Consider the following 15,206-nt stretch of genomic DNA (forward strand, 5'->3'; position numbering starts at 1 on the left):
GAACGGTTCTTCTACGTTGGATCTTTTTGCATTCGCATTAAATGATTACATCGAAAGACAAATTCGTCGGATGTAACGGAAGAAGCTCCTGATGTAATTGATTTGTAGACGGAATAGATGTCTGAACTTCATGACAGGTGAATGAATCTGCCCAAACGGTTCCGCTTCCTTCAAGTAATACACCGAAGTGAAGCGATGCGGCTTCAAAGGGAACGTCAAGAACACAGGCACAATACGTCCAATCCTGGTCACCAGTTAATCCACGATTCGTCATGTTATCAAACTGTACCGGATCACCGTGGACGTCATCGACACGAAACCAGATGGCTGCCCTTTCGACTGCTTCCGTTCGCAGAAAACCTGCGACCATGATTCGTTTCTCCCGATAGGCGGTCGCTTGTATGCTTTGCATCATCGTACCGAACATGCCTGCTTCTTCCGTGTCAGACGCAAAACTGATTTTTCCAGAGCTACGTCCTTGATGGACGATCTCTGAATCGGTCTTGAGCGTGTAAGATCCAGCATGACTACCGCTTAAGAACCAACCTTCTACAAGCTGTTCTTCCATTTGAATCATCTCCTTATTCGTCATTAGTTCCATCAGCTTTACATATTTTCGTGGAGGAAAATTATATAACCCTTTGAACGCGCGCGTATAGGCTTCTTGAGATTGGTACCCACACATCAATGTAACTTCGAGTAAGTCGACGCCGTCTCTTAAAAGAGTGGCGCTGACCGACAAACGACGTAAACGGACATATTCTCCGAGCGTCTGACCGATTTGTCGTTTGAAGAGTCGTCCGAAATGAAACGTAGAGTAATGATGGCGCTCTGCGAGTTGTTCAAGTAAGGACTCATCGAATAGATGGTCTTCGATATCTTTTAGAATGACATCAATGGTAGTCATTGATTTGCTCCGAGCGTTTCGTAGACGAAGTGTACATCAGGCTATGCAATATTTCGGCTACGATGGAAGTCAATAAATCTAGAATCATCGGCAGGACTCCTTTTCTGTTTGTTTACATCCTTATTATAGGCATAAGTGAAAAATGTTTTTTGATAATAATTGCTATCTTCTGGGGAAAAACAGTTCAAAACAAAATGAACTATCGTAAAATTAAAAAATAATATGTTCCTAAACATGGAGATTGGAAGGTGAAGGATGAAATGATTGGAATCAGTATCGCAACCAAATGGGAGTTCGACGCAACACTAGCGTATTTTCGTGTCTCGCCCGAAGAAAGAATTGCCTATCCATATGGTGAATACTTCACGCGTGAGATGAATGGGAAGACACTTCTGTTTTACAGCACGGGTGTTCGAAAAGTAAACGGTATCGGTGCGAATCAATATATGATCCTCCGCTTTCCATTGACGAAGGTCATCGTTGCTGGAACGTGTGCCGGGATTGATCCGAGGTACGACGTACTTGATATCATCGTTCCAGATCGTGCTGTTCAATATGATTGCACGGTTAAAGAGATTGAACCACTGATCAAACCCTCGTTCGTCGTCAATCTCGATGTATCGAAGTATGGTAACGACTTTTATCTCGGAACGATCGGAACGGCAGATCGGGCTGTCGTCATGTGGCGAGACTATATCGAACTGCGGGATAACGGATTGACGATTGCTGATACGGAAGCGGGGGCAATCGCGTACATCTGTCAGAAAAACGGAATCGAATGTATCATCATCAAAGGGATCTCCGATTTTCCGACCGAAGAGAAGGAAGAAAATGCTGTTGAGGCAAACGTTGAACAGATGCGGATTTACATCGCGAATACGCCGAAAGTCATGACAAAAATTTTTTCCGATTATATGGCACGATTCATCTAAAAAAACGCAGATTATCTGTTCGATGACGAACGAATAATCTGCGTTTTCACATGTAATGCTTTCGTTTGTACAGCTTATGTTTGATCCAAGTCCAAATACGAGTTGCTAAATAGAGATCAGCAATTGCACCGATTACCATTGTGATCAACGTGAGGATGCCACTCGTATCAAAAGTAAGTAAGGGTTCGAAATGCGTAAAGATGACAACTAACACAAGTGGGATCGTGATACCGATTCAGATGGAAGAAAATAAGAGTCCCTACCACATCCGAATGATCCTTTCTTACAATGATTTGTTTAAGTATATTAAATAATGAGTAGGAAAAATGGAGATATAGAATATAAAATGGAATGGATTGATGGGATTCTGAGCAAAACGACGTTCATAAATCCGGATATACAGCTAATCGACTATTTTTTTCCGCCACCTAATCCAATAAAGGTAATAAACAAACCAACTGTGAGAGCGATAGCAAGTACGATGTTTTGATATAGACCAGCTGGAAAAAAATCAACGATGAAGAGTAGTAAAAATAGTGATGCAACAATCAGTCGCGCATCGCGCACGGAAGAATCTAACGTACGCCATTTGATGAAAAGTAAGATGTACGCTAAAGGTGCAAATAAGTAAGAAATAATAAAGAAGGGGATTCTTCTTAGATAATAAGGTGATTTTTCTTCCTTACCTTCCATTTTTATCACTCCAAAAACGTATTTTTTTGACTTAACTATAGAATAGATCAATTAAAAGTCATGCAACGGAACGCTGCAGACTACTTACATCGGTTTCTAACGTAATCTTTCATCGGTGCACTTCTTTTCCATATTTTCTAATCTTCTTGTAACAGTATAGTTCGATGACATCGTATTTTTGAAAAAGGGTCGATGATTCTCTTCTTTGAGGAGAGTCATCGACTCTTTCTGATATAAACAATTAAAAATTGGTCTAGTCTGATGAAAGTTACTTGATTCCAATGTTCTCAAGGTATTTTTTTTCAGAGTCATCGATTTTACGGCTGATTTGTTTCGTGTATGTCTTCCGCGCGTAAGTTGATCCGTCTTTCTGATAAATGGCTCTTTCTCCTCTAGCTGATTGGTCGTAATAGATTTCAATGAGACCTTGATCCTCATAAACGATGGCGCCCGTTTCACCGGTGTTTCGCTTAAGTTGTCGATCAATCTGTTGCTTTTTCAAGAACTGATTTTCAGTTTTGAAGACTTGGTTGATAGCTACATCATATTTCTGTTTTGCTTTCTCGCTAGTCGTATTACCGTCTTGATCGTAATCACTACATCCTGCTAGGAAGACGATCAAAAAAAGGAGGAAAGCTAAACGTTTCATTTTCAAGTGCGAACACCTCCGAAGTACACGTTTTTGTACTACCGATAGTGTACATCAAGGAAACAATTCATATGTAGCGTACTTGAGAAATAGGGAAGTGCCTTAGGACGGGCACATTATAGTTCGATCGCTTCGATGATTTCTTCAGGATACGCTTAGACGTTTCCTTCGATGATCTATTAATGGTGGTAGTTCGAGCAAGCGACTTCCAAAGAGAAGTCATACAACATTTCAACACCTAAGCGCCGCTTCTTAAAACGATATACCATGTAAATCTTTAGCGTTTAAATGTGGAAATACTAATAAATTGAATTCAATAAATAAATCCTTAATTAATCAAGGTGAAATATCACATTGTCATGTGTATATTCTCTTTATTTTTTTGAATATATTAAATTTTTAATTTATATTAATTTTTTGTTGAAATACACTAATTTATGCATTATATTGAATTTATTAATATATTAATTATTTTGTGTCTTTCTGTATCTCTATTCATAAAGTATTGGAGAAAGGTAGTGATTTTAATGGCATCCATTTTATTTTTAGTCGATAAACGAGTTCAATCGAAGCTGAAGTTTTTCGATCATTTGAAAGAATACGCATTGAAGAAAATTTTAATCATCGAAGAAGGAATTGAAGAGATGGGAGGTATACCCACTGGGTGCTTTGATGAAGTGTACGTCATAAATGATATTTCAAGCTATTCTGAACTAGAGACCGTCATGAACGAATTGATGGATCAAAACGATATTCAAGCTCTCATCGCGACTACGGAAAATATCATTGAAGTCGCGGGACGTCTGCGAACCCGATTCGGCATTCAAGGGATGCAACATAATCAGGCGACGAGTGTTCGTAACAAGTGGGTCATGAAAGAAATTGCGAGGCAACACGGAATCCTGTCTCCTAGAATAAGGATCGCGTCGACGGAACGCGAGTTGCGAGCGTATGTGGAGCTAATCGGATATCCCTGTATCATTAAACCGGTAGCGGGATGGGCAACCATCAAGACATATCGCATCGAGGATCAAGCGCAGTTTGATTCCTTCGTAAGCGAGTGGTCTGCTTCACCGCAACCAGTACTTATCGAAGAATTCATTTCAGGAAAGGAGTTTCATGTCGATTCTATTGTCTCGCATGCAGAGGTCGTCTTTACGTCCGTCTCCGAGTATTTATTCAATTGCCTCGATGTGATTGATCATCAAAAACCGCTTGGTAGTATTGCTTATCCAAGCCAAGTTAAGAACGAATTAGTAACGCGGCTTAAACAGTTTAATCAAAGTATCATTCGAGCACTCGGGATTACGAATTCAGTTTGCCATGCAGAGATATTTGTAACAGCAGAGGGAACGCTTTACTTCGGAGAGATCGCTGCACGGATTGGGGGAATCGCAGTTATTCCCCCGATTGTCTTAAACACGCATGGCGTCGATCTTTTTCAAGCAGTGATTGACGTCGAACTCGGTATATATAAAGTAGATCCATCGAAACAGACATCTAAATACACAGGCATGTTATCGTTTCCGTCAGCCATTGGAAAAGTCAAAACCATTTCGTCTGAACAAGACTTTACGACTACGATCGAAGGCGTCGTATCGGTCACTATTCCCGTGAGGACCGGACAAGTATTGAGTGGCGGAAAAGATACGATGTCGCGCTCTGGTTTCATCGTCATTGAGGGAAACTCTTTCGAAGAAGTACGTCTTCGGTTGATGCGGGCATCTGAACGCTTCCAAGTCGAGATCGAGGAGGAGGTCGTGCTATGAACATTTTAATAACAAAGATGAAGAGGGGGCGGGTAGGATGAGAAAAATATTCTCGATCGTATTTCTGTCCATCACGTTGTGTGGGGATAGCATGTTGAATCTCATGTTGATCTGGACGATTCTTGAGCGACAAGGATCAGTGGTCCATCTCGGTATTACCATTTGTATCATGAGTGTATTCCCGTATCTTCTACAAAAATATGTCAAGCCACTGAAGACGATGTTATCTTCGAATCCCTTGCTGGTCTTTGCGGTCGTCCGTATACTAGGCATCCTCATGCTTGGAATCTTGTTCTTCATCTTTGATCAGGAAAACATCTATACGTATTATGTTATCGGTGGTGTGTTTGCGTGTATCTTCTTTTTGTCCATGCAAAGTCTCGAAGCCTATATGTCACAAAAAGTCCTCGAAGGGAAGGTGGATTCGAGTCTAGCATCCAATCAGTTACAGGCAGCGATTCAAATCGGTGCCTTCGCAGGGAATTCTTTGACAGGGGTACTACTCGCACTCGGTGGAATCGAGATGGTCGGCTTGATCTTAAGTATGACGCTATTGATCGGTGTTGGCATTCCACTCATTTTACCGCTTCTCTCTCATCAATCGGATAAAGTGGCGGAAAAAGTGACGAAACCAGTCGACCGTGATCCGCTTGACTCTATCCAATTACGCGCAGGTATTTCAAAGGATCACATGTTACGGCTTACCGTAATAGGTGTCACCTTATTGACCGTACAGCTCGCATCCATTAATTTCTTATTGCCGATCATTTTCCATGATGTGTATGACTGGTCATCCGTTCAATATGGAGTGGTTGGCGCAGCGATGGGACTTGGTGCATTCATAGCGACGGTACTTGGTCGATTTGGACGATTCGTCCCGTATGCGTCGTTCGGATTGATACTAGTCATTGATGCGTTGCTAGGTACGATAGAAAATTGGTCTCTTGCCATCTTTCTAGGGTTCAGCCTCGGTCTCGGATTCAACCGATTCCGGATCTATCAACGGATCTTAATGTTCAAGTTTTTAGAGACGAAAGAAGAGACGGTCATTTGGACAGGGCGAACGACGACGGCGTTTCAATTCACGAAAGCGCTGACACCACTGCTTCTAGTTTATCCACTAGCGTGGTTAGGTATCGTAAATGCAGGAATCTTACTTGCCATAATGGGTGTTCTTTTGACAAGTTTACTTGGAATCATTTATTGGTTTGAAACAAGAGGGATTTCACATGATGAGCCAGAGGAACATGTAGCATAGTCCATAAAAATGAACATGCTGAACAGGTATCCAGAAGACCAAGGCACGGCGTAAAAACGTCTATGTCTTGGTCTTCTTTGCACATGAACTATCAATAAGAAATGGATTAGTACTCGTAATATTTTAAAGAAATGACACGTTTGAGAATAAAATAAAGAAAATGTATGATGAATAGAGAGTTGGAACGTAACTGATGCAAACATTACCAATAGGAAACAAAGTCAGGAGGATGAGGATGAGTACGTTAGGTTTGCGGATTAAAGAACGACGAAAAGCAATCGGATTGACGCAAAGTGATTTGGCAGGAGCAGAACTGAGTAGCGGGATGGTTAGTCTAATCGAACGAGATATGACAAATCCGTCTCTTAAAACGCTTGAGCATTTAGCAAAAACACTTGAAGTGAGTGTGAATTATCTGTTGAATCAAGAAGAAGCGGAGTTAAGTGGAACAGAAGATGCTGGCGTTCTTCTTCGAAAAACGGAAGGGTTACTTCGCGTAGGGAAGCACGAGGAAGCACAGAAGATGATCGACGAGCTTGATCAAACTCATATTCCCGCTTCTTTAAAAGGACGTTATTTAAAACTACAGGGGGAGTTGGCAATTGAACGGGCGGAGTATGGTCGTGCTATAGATTGTCTCAATAATGCGTTGCTGTACTTAGACTCATCCGTCATGGATGAATATGTAGATACGTACTACCATCTAGCCAAAAGTCATTTGAATGCCTTAGCATTCAGTAAAAGCATTGATGTTGCGATGCAAGGTATGCTCCTACTTGATTCACTACCGACGAACAAAAATATTTTACTACGTTTACAACTAATGTACGTGCAGGCATATGGATATGCTCGGTTGAAAAGTTACGAAAAAGCAATGGAGATCATTGATGATGCGTTAGATTACATGCAAAAAACGAACTGTTTCTATAACGAAAGCCTGTTCCGCATGCTTAACGGATTAGCTGCTCTCTATATGAAGGATTACGAAAAGGGGATCAAGCATACCAAGATGGCGTTAGCCCTTTTCGAAGAAAATAAGCAAAGTGAGTATGTTACCGGATGTATGACGAATCTCGGTATTCTCTTGCGAGAGTCGGGTGATTTAAATCAGTCGATCGATTATCTCGAGCAAAGCGTCGCCTTGGCTGAACAAAATGATAGTCAATGGAACATCGTTAACAGTTCGTTGGAACTAGCGACATCATATTTCCGCTTAAATCAATGGAGTGAAGCAAAAAGCCTGTGCGAACGCCATATTCAAAAAGTAGATCCAGAAGACGCGCTACAGGTGAAGATGCGTCTATTGCTTGCTCAGATTGAATATGAGGATAAGCAATACGAACAAGCGAAGTGGTGGAGTGATGATGCTCTTGCCATAGTAGAAAGACTTGACGAACGTCAACTTCTCGCAAAAACTCTGAGAGTACATGCTCAAATCTTAATCGAACAACACCAGGAACGACAGGCAATCGAGTATCTTTTACGATCGAATCAGATTTACGAAAATTTACTCTGACGACCCATTGAAAGCTTTAACGTAAGGTCTTGAATGTTTGATATTGCGTTATATAAAGGTAACGAAAAGGCGATTCTTCTTTATGGAAAGAAGTCGCCTTTTCGTGTAGGGATGGCTTGTGACGCGTTACTTCATGACTGAGGTGTCCAATCAGTCAAGCAATCTAGATTGATCGTTTTCACCCAGTCATAAAACTCATCCACATGTTGAATGTGTCCGTCTAAGACAGCTTGATAGATGAAAATTGAAGGATAATCTAAGTTCTTCCGGAGGATGTCTTCTTTAATCAGCAGAATTAGCTCTCTTGAGCTGTTCGTCAAGGAAGCAGTCATGCCATCGACAAGATCGCGTGATACCGGACCTTGACGATTGCTGTGGAACAACCACATGTCAATATTCCAGAGCAACCGTGTTTCAGATTCGTATGTCATCTTGAAGTAAAATCCGTTAAAAGGAGTGTTGAGATGATTCCGATATTTGATTTCGATGATTCGGGGGTGTTCCGCGAGATCGTGTAATAGATTCAGCGCTTGCGATGGTTTAGGCGAATCGCTAAAAATCTCTATATCAATATCCGGTTTCACCATTAAGTCATAAGACATCGCGCCAACGATATGAACGTCGCCGAGTGCGCTCCATTTCTTTCTTAAGCCTAGCTCGTCAAGTATGGTATTTGCTTCTGCAGTCATCTGTTTGGAACGATTGAGTACATCCATAATAAACTCTCCTAAGTTATGTCATTAACAAATTATTTCAGAATACAATATAATGATTGACCTGACAAGCCTGTAGACTAAACTTTTCCATCGCGTCAATTAAATCGTCTATCCATCTTAGTTCACGACTGGTGAAGGGGGCGTGCTAGTTGGAGGTAATTTTAGAACACTAGCATCAATAGTATCCTGCGTTGAAAGCTGTCTCAATTGAGGATGCAACAACCAAACGAAAGAAATCAGTATGAGACCGATACCTGAAAATGAGAAAATGAATGAACTTCCTAGGTAATTGGCTAATGAGCCACCTACCAAGGAACCAATTGGCATGGCGGATACGCTGATACTGTAAGTGATGGACGTAGTCCTCCCAAGTATTTCATGCGGGACAGCGGCCTGGATGAGTCCAGCGAATAGAATATTGACTGCACCGACGGGAATCCAGGCGACACCGAACAAGAGACATATCAGTATAGGAGAAGTCATCCAGCCAGCGACGATCCAACAAAGACCACCGAGTGTAAAGCAGAGAATCGCGGTCGAACCGATTCGAAATCTTCCAAGGAGAGGACCTAAGAATGCGCCCATCAACGAACCTGCTGAGATAGCCGTCAATAAAAAACCGTAAGTTCCTACACCACCGATTTGATCGGAAAAGCTTGGAAGGATGGCTAACGTCATACCAATCGTAAAGTTAGCAAGAAGGGAGCCAATCGTGAAAACCCACAACAAGGAATGAAGGACAACATGAAATCCTTCGCGTAATTCAATGACGTATCGCTTGATGGAAGACTGTTTTTCTTTCACATCGTCCTGATCAAGCTTTCTTCGTGGGATTTTCACGAGTGAAAAACAGAGCGCAGCTATGACGAAAGTGATTGAGTCGATCCAAAAGACGAAGATAGCCCCAAAGCTTGCAACAAGGATAGCTCCTAAAGAATTGAGGATCAAATCAATGCCTTGATAGGCTATAGCAAATAGAGAGTTGGCATGTAGCAAGTCCTCCTTTTTCAACAAAAGAGGGAGAGTCTTCGTCTGGGCAGGATAAGCAAACTCTTCGATACATGCTAAGAGTGGCATGATACATAGAAGAAAGGAAACATGAAGTGCATCTAAATAATAAGCAATCGGGATGGTCATTAATAGGACGGCTTGTAGCACCTGCGTAGAAATCAAAATAGGTTTCACGCGCCACCGGTCGACAAGAGGACCGATCAAAAACTGCAGTACTTTCGGGACGAGAATCAAGAATCCCGCAAGGCCGGTATAAAAAGGATTATGACTCAGTTCAAAGACAAGCCACATCGACGCGACATAATACAAGCTATCTCCGATATTCGTGACGACTCTACCCAGTAATAAGAATAAGAAAGAGGGATGTGTAAGTAAGCGAAACATGGAAAACAACTCCTTTTTTATTTTTTAGACCGGTCAATTTTTTTTGACAATACATCAAAAAAGAAAAAGAATGTTTTACGATTCTTTTTCAGGCGCATCTAAGAAAGGATGATCAATCGCAAAAGCCATCGTTGAAAAGAAATAGAGACGTTGGGCTTCTGCATCTTTCGGTTCGTGAGAAAGTGTTCGCAATTCTTCCATCAATGCGAAGTATTTTTTGATCCACTCCTTATAATTCTCTTCGGTCGCAGAGATTTGCCACATCGATCCGACATGATTCCAGTTCTCCGGAGACTCGCTTGCGACTGGAGATGTGAACGCCTCTTCTGGGGCAGAAAGGATGATGGACTTCGTTCGCTCTGTCATCTGGTATAGAATTTGTCTAGATGATTCACTGATGATTTCAGCATGTGGTAACAATTCGGTCGAGGGCGTGAATCCGCGAGCGACGGATTGGTAGAACTTTTGGAGGATACCACCTTTCTCTTCCGTTTTCACTAATTCGATCAGTCCGTTCTTTTCTAACTCCTTCAAGTGATAATGGACCTTGGGACGAGATAGGTTCAGTAGTTCAGAAAGCATCTGTCCAGTGAGCGGTTTTTCAATCAAGTACATCATGATTTCAGCTCGGATCGGAACACTTAATGATTTTAACTGGTTTAACTCGGTTAATGTCATCATCGGTTGCATAGTAAAACCCCTTTTTTGACCGGTTAAATTAATTTGACAATAAATCATACGGATTGTCAATTTATTTCTTTTTGCAGGTAAAAAAATCAAAGAATTAACCCAAGCAGTATACATTTCGATGTCGAAATATATTGATTGGGTTAAAACATAATACAACGATTATACGAACTAGCTAACCGATTTGTGATTTAATTTTTCTTTGCTTTGGTAATTTGTATACAAAATAGTATAGAGTCCGACACTAATACCGCCAATAAACGCATATAAAACCGAAATTATGCTCGAGCTTACGTAGTCACCAAGAATGATGAAAAACGAGCCGATCAACATGGCACCACGAAGCCGCAAAGCGTTGACTGCAATATATTGGCTTCGTTTCTTCTCATCGATTAACGTCGCCAGAAGTGACTGATGAATTGGAACATACATCAATTCACCAATAGTGAAGATAAACGTTGCAATGAGTAAGATATAAAAATTATTACTCCACGCTAGAAGTGAGAATCCGAGCGCAAAAATAATGGAACCGATATACAATACATATTGTTCCTTTCGATTATTCATCATCTTCAGCATGATAGCACCAAGTACAACAACTAATATTGTGTTCTCAATTCTCAAGTACCCTAACATCTGTATACCGTCAATTTTCGTTTCATGTGAAAAGGGAAGCACGAACGGTTTGAAATCGGTGTTCAGTTTCACTGAAATGTAGTTAGTCAGCTGAAACTCAAGTCCGAGCATCAACGTTCCAGCTAATAGATAGATTAAAAATATACGATCCTTTAAAACATCAAAATAGCCATAAAACAAATCTCGAAAAGAGAGTTTAGTCGGAATGCTTTTAAATGTATGTGTTTCGATAATGAACACCTGTATGAGAGCGCAGCAGATAAGAGAAGTAAATGCTGTTGCAAGTAGAAGTTCAAAGAAATGGTCGGCATAGAATAATGATCCGATTAAGCTACCCATGGCGATTGATAAATTGATTGACCAGTAATTGATACTGTACAACATTTTGCGTGTCTTATCTGTGCTAACGTCCATCAAGATCGCCTCATTCGCAGGTGTGATCAATCCAATCAAGATGTTCGTGAATAAAAAAGTAACGAACGTCAATTCCGCATTGGAAAAGACGGGTGAGTTACATAAAGCCATCAGTAAAACAGAAAAGAATCGTAAGAGTTCGCCGCGAAATAAAACAAGCTTCCGTCCTTTGACATCGGATAGATATCCGCCATAAAAGCTAGCAATGAGCGAAGCGATGATAACGATCACCATTAATATCCCAGAAATTTTTAAACCGAATTGAGTCGAAAAATAAATAGCCATGAATGGGAAAATTGCCATTTGGGTGACCTTTTGAAGAAAATTAATCAAAATACGGATCTTGATGTTGATATGTAGTTCTCTCAGCCGCATACATGATCCCTCCTTAAGTTGTACATCTTTCATCACTAACTATAAGAGGGATCAACAGCGATATGTTGACTAGAAGAGGGATCAACAGCGATATGTTGACTAGAACGACGTAAATAATAGTTACCCCATGTAAATAGAAAGGTATCTACATGATTCGAATAACATAGGTGACTTAAGATAGTGTGCCAAGTGAGTTGTCTACAAAGATTTCTCCACGTGCATGCAATGATAGAAAATATTCCCCTAAATCTCGATACTCTGGGCAATCTAACAACTGCTGACAAATCGAAACGTCGTGACGAGCATCTATCCGTGAGAATAGATCAAGACTACTTCGAATTAATAAATTTCCCGTGTTCTCGTTTCCTAATAATTTTTCCAAGACGCCATAAAGGCTGTAGTAGAGAGCTCGCGAATGAACAAGATTTTTATCCTCTAATACCTGGACAGCACGGATAACAAATTGCTTAGCATCCTCGTATTGCTTACTCCGTAAATGGATGATGGCGAATTCTTCAAGAACGGAAGCCTCCTTAAAAGGATTACGTCCTTGATATAAGTCATATAACTGTTGAAGATGCTCGACGGTATATTCGATCGAGTTGTTGCGGTCATTCAGGATTAATAAGTTTTGAAACGCAATGTGTGCACCTGCTTGATCGCCTATATCCTCGAAGCCTTGAAGGGATAAGTTCGTATAGTGTAGCGCTTTCTGTTCTTGCCCAGTAAGTGAGTAAGTTTTTCCTAAACCAAGATAGATGTTTGCGCGTAAATCTTCGAAGTTTGTGTATTCCATATGGGCTAACGCTTCCTTGTAATGTATGTGCGCTTGAGGTATATCACCGAGTCGAAGATTCGTCGTACCTAGGAAGATCAGAGTTTGAGTTACTTCATATTGACACTTTTTTTGAGGACGACCATATAGCAAGGCAGAAGTATAATACCTTTTCGCTTCTAAAAATCGTTCCGTCCTAAAGAACGCCTTTGCAATAATCATATGAAGACGTACGATTAAAGATTTATCAGGATGATCAAGTAGCGATTGCTGTGCCTCTTTACGACGAAGGAGGATGTCCTCAAAAGCTTGATGCTCCGCAAATAAATCAAACAGACGTAAAAATGTGGTACCTAACAGATGCTTATCCTTCGATAGATGTAATACTTTATTCAGGAGCTTCACAGCAGGATCGAAATCCAAAAAGTCGTTATCAAGGCGATTTAGTATGGCGTAACAGATTTCTTCGTCTGTCTCTTCCACATCATCTGAAAAATAGTGTAGTGGTCTTCCCAATCGTTCTGCAAGTAGCGCTAATATTTTTGCAGAAGGAATAGCTTTTCCGCTTTCGATGATGCTGATATATGCACGGGAAAGGTCGTCCCCAGCGAGTTGACTTTGTGACATACCTTGACGAATGCGATCATTTTTTATCTTTAATCCAATCATGGTCTTTTTTCCTCCTATTTATTAACAGGATACATCATTTCTCTACAGTAAAAAAATGTTATTGTAATCTTGTAGGTACCAAAAACTGTAGAGATGTATTACTTTATATGTTTAGGTACAAAACTTGATGCAACACATGTTTAAAATAGGCAAAATCTTAGCGGGAAGCTTTAAAAGATAAAATGTTATGCAATGCAGCGATTGACGTAACGATGCATTTCAAAGGTAACGTTCTAAAAACTGTACGTACAATGAAGGAGGAAGAACATGCTGGGATTACCGAATGGCGTGGTGACCATCGTTCCGTGGAATCGGGAGTGGTCATCTTATTTTGAACAAGAGCGAAAGTCTATCTTAGATACGATGAAGGATCATCATGTGATCGTTCACCATATTGGAAGTACTGCAATCAAGCACTTGGATGCTAAACCCGTTCTTGATATCGCAATCGAAGTCGAAAACTTCAGTGCAATTAAAGAACAAGTTCAGTTGCTGGAACAACTAGGATACCACTGCATGGGAGATCAAATCCTGCCAGACCGTTTTTATTTCATCAAGGGAGATCCCCGGACGCATCAAATTCATTTCTATCGTAGCGGAAGCTCGTTTTTACAAGAACAGTTGATCTTTCGAGATGCGCTCAGAGAAGATGATTCACTCAGGCAGGACTATCAAGAGTTGAAATACACATTAGCGACGTCCTTTGCCGAGGATAAACACACCTATGCTGCAAAGAAGACCGATTTCGTAAATCGTATCGTTGCACGTCGAAATCAGGATGAGCCGTCAGTTTAGAAAGGGGATGAAAAAGTTGAGACACCTTGAACGATTAAAACCGGGGGATGAGATCGGGATATTTTCACCGTCAGCTCCAGCTACCTATTCCAGTCCAAAACGATTCCAGCGTGCGAAAACATTTTTGGAGGCGAAAGGGTTCGTGATTGTCGAAGGAAAGCTGACCGGAAAACAGGACCATTATCGATCTGGAAGCATCAAAGAACGGGCGGAAGAACTGAATGAACTGATTCGAAATCCTGACATCAAATGTATCATGTCGACGATTGGTGGAATGAACTCGAACTCACTTCTCCCGTACATCGATTATGAAGCCTTCAAACAACATCCGAAAATCATTATCGGCTACTCCGATGTCACCGCGATTCTACTCGCGATATATGCGAAGACGGACATTCAGACGTTCTATGGTCCAGCGCTTGTTCCTTCTTTTGGTGAATTCGAACCGTTCGTCCATCATACCTATGAGTACTTCAACGATTTATTGATTGAGGAACCATCGCTGCCGTACGAAATGAAAGTACCTCCGTACTGGACGGATGAGTTCGTGAACTGGGAAGAGAAGACGAAGGAAAAAGACCAGCGACGTAACGAATGGATTTGTGTTTACAAGGGAATTGCGACAGGACGAGTCATCGGTGGGAACTTGAACACTATCCAGGGGATTTGGGGAAGCGCGTATATGCCTGAGGTACGTGAAGGGGACATCCTCTTCATCGAGGACACGATGAAGACTGCTGCAGAAATTGAGCGTGCTTTCTCGCTGTTAAAAGTAAACGGTGTGTTCGACAAGGTTTCTGGAATCATCCTTGGGAAGCATGAACACTTTGACGATCAAGAGACGGAACGTAAACCATATGAGATCTTAATCGAGGTACTCGGAGAGACGAAGGTACCATTTTTAGCGGACTTCGATTGTTGTCATACCCATCCGATGTTGACGTTACCAATTGGTGCCACGATTCAACTGGATGCTACGAATAAGAAAGTATCAATTCTCGACCGTTTCATATGATTTTC

Annotated in this window: 14 protein-coding genes; 6 read left to right on the forward strand and 8 right to left on the reverse strand. The window is 41.2% G+C overall.

From position 1 onward, the window contains the following. Positions 1 to 37: 37 nt before the first annotated feature. Positions 38 to 907 carry a helix-turn-helix transcriptional regulator gene (locus tag ASF99_RS05590; RefSeq protein WP_055967533.1) on the reverse strand — a complete coding sequence of 290 codons (870 nt, stop codon included), beginning with the start codon at positions 905 to 907 and terminating at the stop codon, positions 38 to 40. Positions 908 to 1,167: 260 nt separating this feature from the next. On the opposite strand from ASF99_RS05590, the gene ASF99_RS05595 reads away from it, so the two are divergent. Beyond that, positions 1,168 to 1,839, forward strand: a complete 672-nt coding sequence (locus ASF99_RS05595) for a 5'-methylthioadenosine/S-adenosylhomocysteine nucleosidase family protein (protein WP_023468045.1) — start codon at positions 1,168 to 1,170, stop codon at positions 1,837 to 1,839. A 411-nt stretch (positions 1,840 to 2,250) separates the two neighbouring features. On the opposite strand, the gene ASF99_RS05600 is transcribed toward ASF99_RS05595, so the two are convergent. Together ASF99_RS05600 and ASF99_RS05605 are read right to left on the reverse strand one after the other, a co-directional pair. Beyond that, positions 2,251 to 2,532 carry a hypothetical protein gene (locus tag ASF99_RS05600; protein WP_023468046.1) on the reverse strand — a complete coding sequence of 94 codons (282 nt, stop codon included), beginning with the start codon at positions 2,530 to 2,532 and terminating at the stop codon, positions 2,251 to 2,253. Positions 2,533 to 2,800: 268 nt separating this feature from the next. Beyond that, positions 2,801 to 3,187 carry a membrane lipoprotein lipid attachment site-containing protein gene (locus tag ASF99_RS05605; protein ID WP_055967536.1) on the reverse strand — a complete coding sequence of 129 codons (387 nt, stop codon included), beginning with the start codon at positions 3,185 to 3,187 and terminating at the stop codon, positions 2,801 to 2,803. Between the two features lie 521 nt (positions 3,188 to 3,708). Between ASF99_RS05605 and ASF99_RS05610 the strand changes: the two genes are divergently transcribed. The 3 genes from ASF99_RS05610 to ASF99_RS05620 all read left to right on the forward strand — a co-directional run bounded on the left by ASF99_RS05610 (position 3,709) and on the right by ASF99_RS05620 (position 7,724). Then, complete coding sequence (locus ASF99_RS05610) at positions 3,709 to 4,950, forward strand: ATP-grasp domain-containing protein (RefSeq protein WP_055967541.1); 1,242 nt, start codon at positions 3,709 to 3,711, stop codon at positions 4,948 to 4,950. A 37-nt stretch (positions 4,951 to 4,987) separates the two neighbouring features. Continuing rightward, positions 4,988 to 6,208, forward strand: coding sequence for an MFS transporter (locus ASF99_RS05615; protein WP_055967542.1), 1,221 nt, complete (start codon positions 4,988 to 4,990; stop codon positions 6,206 to 6,208). Between the two features lie 235 nt (positions 6,209 to 6,443). Then, complete coding sequence (locus ASF99_RS05620) at positions 6,444 to 7,724, forward strand: helix-turn-helix domain-containing protein (RefSeq protein ID WP_055967545.1); 1,281 nt, start codon at positions 6,444 to 6,446, stop codon at positions 7,722 to 7,724. Positions 7,725 to 7,855: 131 nt separating this feature from the next. On the opposite strand, the gene ASF99_RS05625 is transcribed toward ASF99_RS05620, so the two are convergent. The 5 genes from ASF99_RS05625 to ASF99_RS05645 all read right to left on the reverse strand — a co-directional run bounded on the left by ASF99_RS05625 (position 7,856) and on the right by ASF99_RS05645 (position 13,391). Next, positions 7,856 to 8,440 carry a hypothetical protein gene (locus ASF99_RS05625; protein ID WP_055967548.1) on the reverse strand — a complete coding sequence of 195 codons (585 nt, stop codon included), beginning with the start codon at positions 8,438 to 8,440 and terminating at the stop codon, positions 7,856 to 7,858. A gap of 117 nt (positions 8,441 to 8,557) precedes the next feature. Next, positions 8,558 to 9,835, reverse strand: coding sequence for an MFS transporter (locus ASF99_RS05630; protein ID WP_055967551.1), 1,278 nt, complete (start codon positions 9,833 to 9,835; stop codon positions 8,558 to 8,560). 75 nt (positions 9,836 to 9,910) lie between these two features. After that, positions 9,911 to 10,525, reverse strand: a complete 615-nt coding sequence (locus tag ASF99_RS05635) for an ArsR/SmtB family transcription factor (RefSeq protein ID WP_055967553.1) — start codon at positions 10,523 to 10,525, stop codon at positions 9,911 to 9,913. A gap of 168 nt (positions 10,526 to 10,693) precedes the next feature. Next, a complete protein-coding gene (locus ASF99_RS05640; protein ID WP_055967555.1) occupies positions 10,694 to 11,947 on the reverse strand; it encodes an MDR family MFS transporter in 1,254 nt (417 codons plus the stop codon). 172 nt (positions 11,948 to 12,119) lie between these two features. Then, on the reverse strand, positions 12,120 to 13,391 hold the full coding sequence (locus ASF99_RS05645; RefSeq protein ID WP_055967557.1) for a helix-turn-helix transcriptional regulator: 1,272 nt from the start codon (positions 13,389 to 13,391) through the stop codon (positions 12,120 to 12,122). A 267-nt stretch (positions 13,392 to 13,658) separates the two neighbouring features. Here ASF99_RS05645 and ASF99_RS05650 point away from each other — a divergent pair, with 267 nt between their 5' ends. Then, positions 13,659 to 14,186 (forward strand): GrpB family protein, encoded by a 528-nt coding sequence (locus tag ASF99_RS05650; protein ID WP_055967558.1) that lies wholly within the window; start codon positions 13,659 to 13,661, stop codon positions 14,184 to 14,186. 16 nt (positions 14,187 to 14,202) lie between these two features. Then, positions 14,203 to 15,201 carry a S66 family peptidase gene (locus ASF99_RS05655; protein WP_156357212.1) on the forward strand — a complete coding sequence of 333 codons (999 nt, stop codon included), beginning with the start codon at positions 14,203 to 14,205 and terminating at the stop codon, positions 15,199 to 15,201. The last annotated feature ends 5 nt before the right edge of the window (positions 15,202 to 15,206 follow it).

This window comes from Exiguobacterium sp. Leaf187 (genome assembly GCF_001423925.1).
Classification (GTDB): domain Bacteria; phylum Bacillota; class Bacilli; order Exiguobacteriales; family Exiguobacteriaceae; genus Exiguobacterium_A; species Exiguobacterium_A indicum.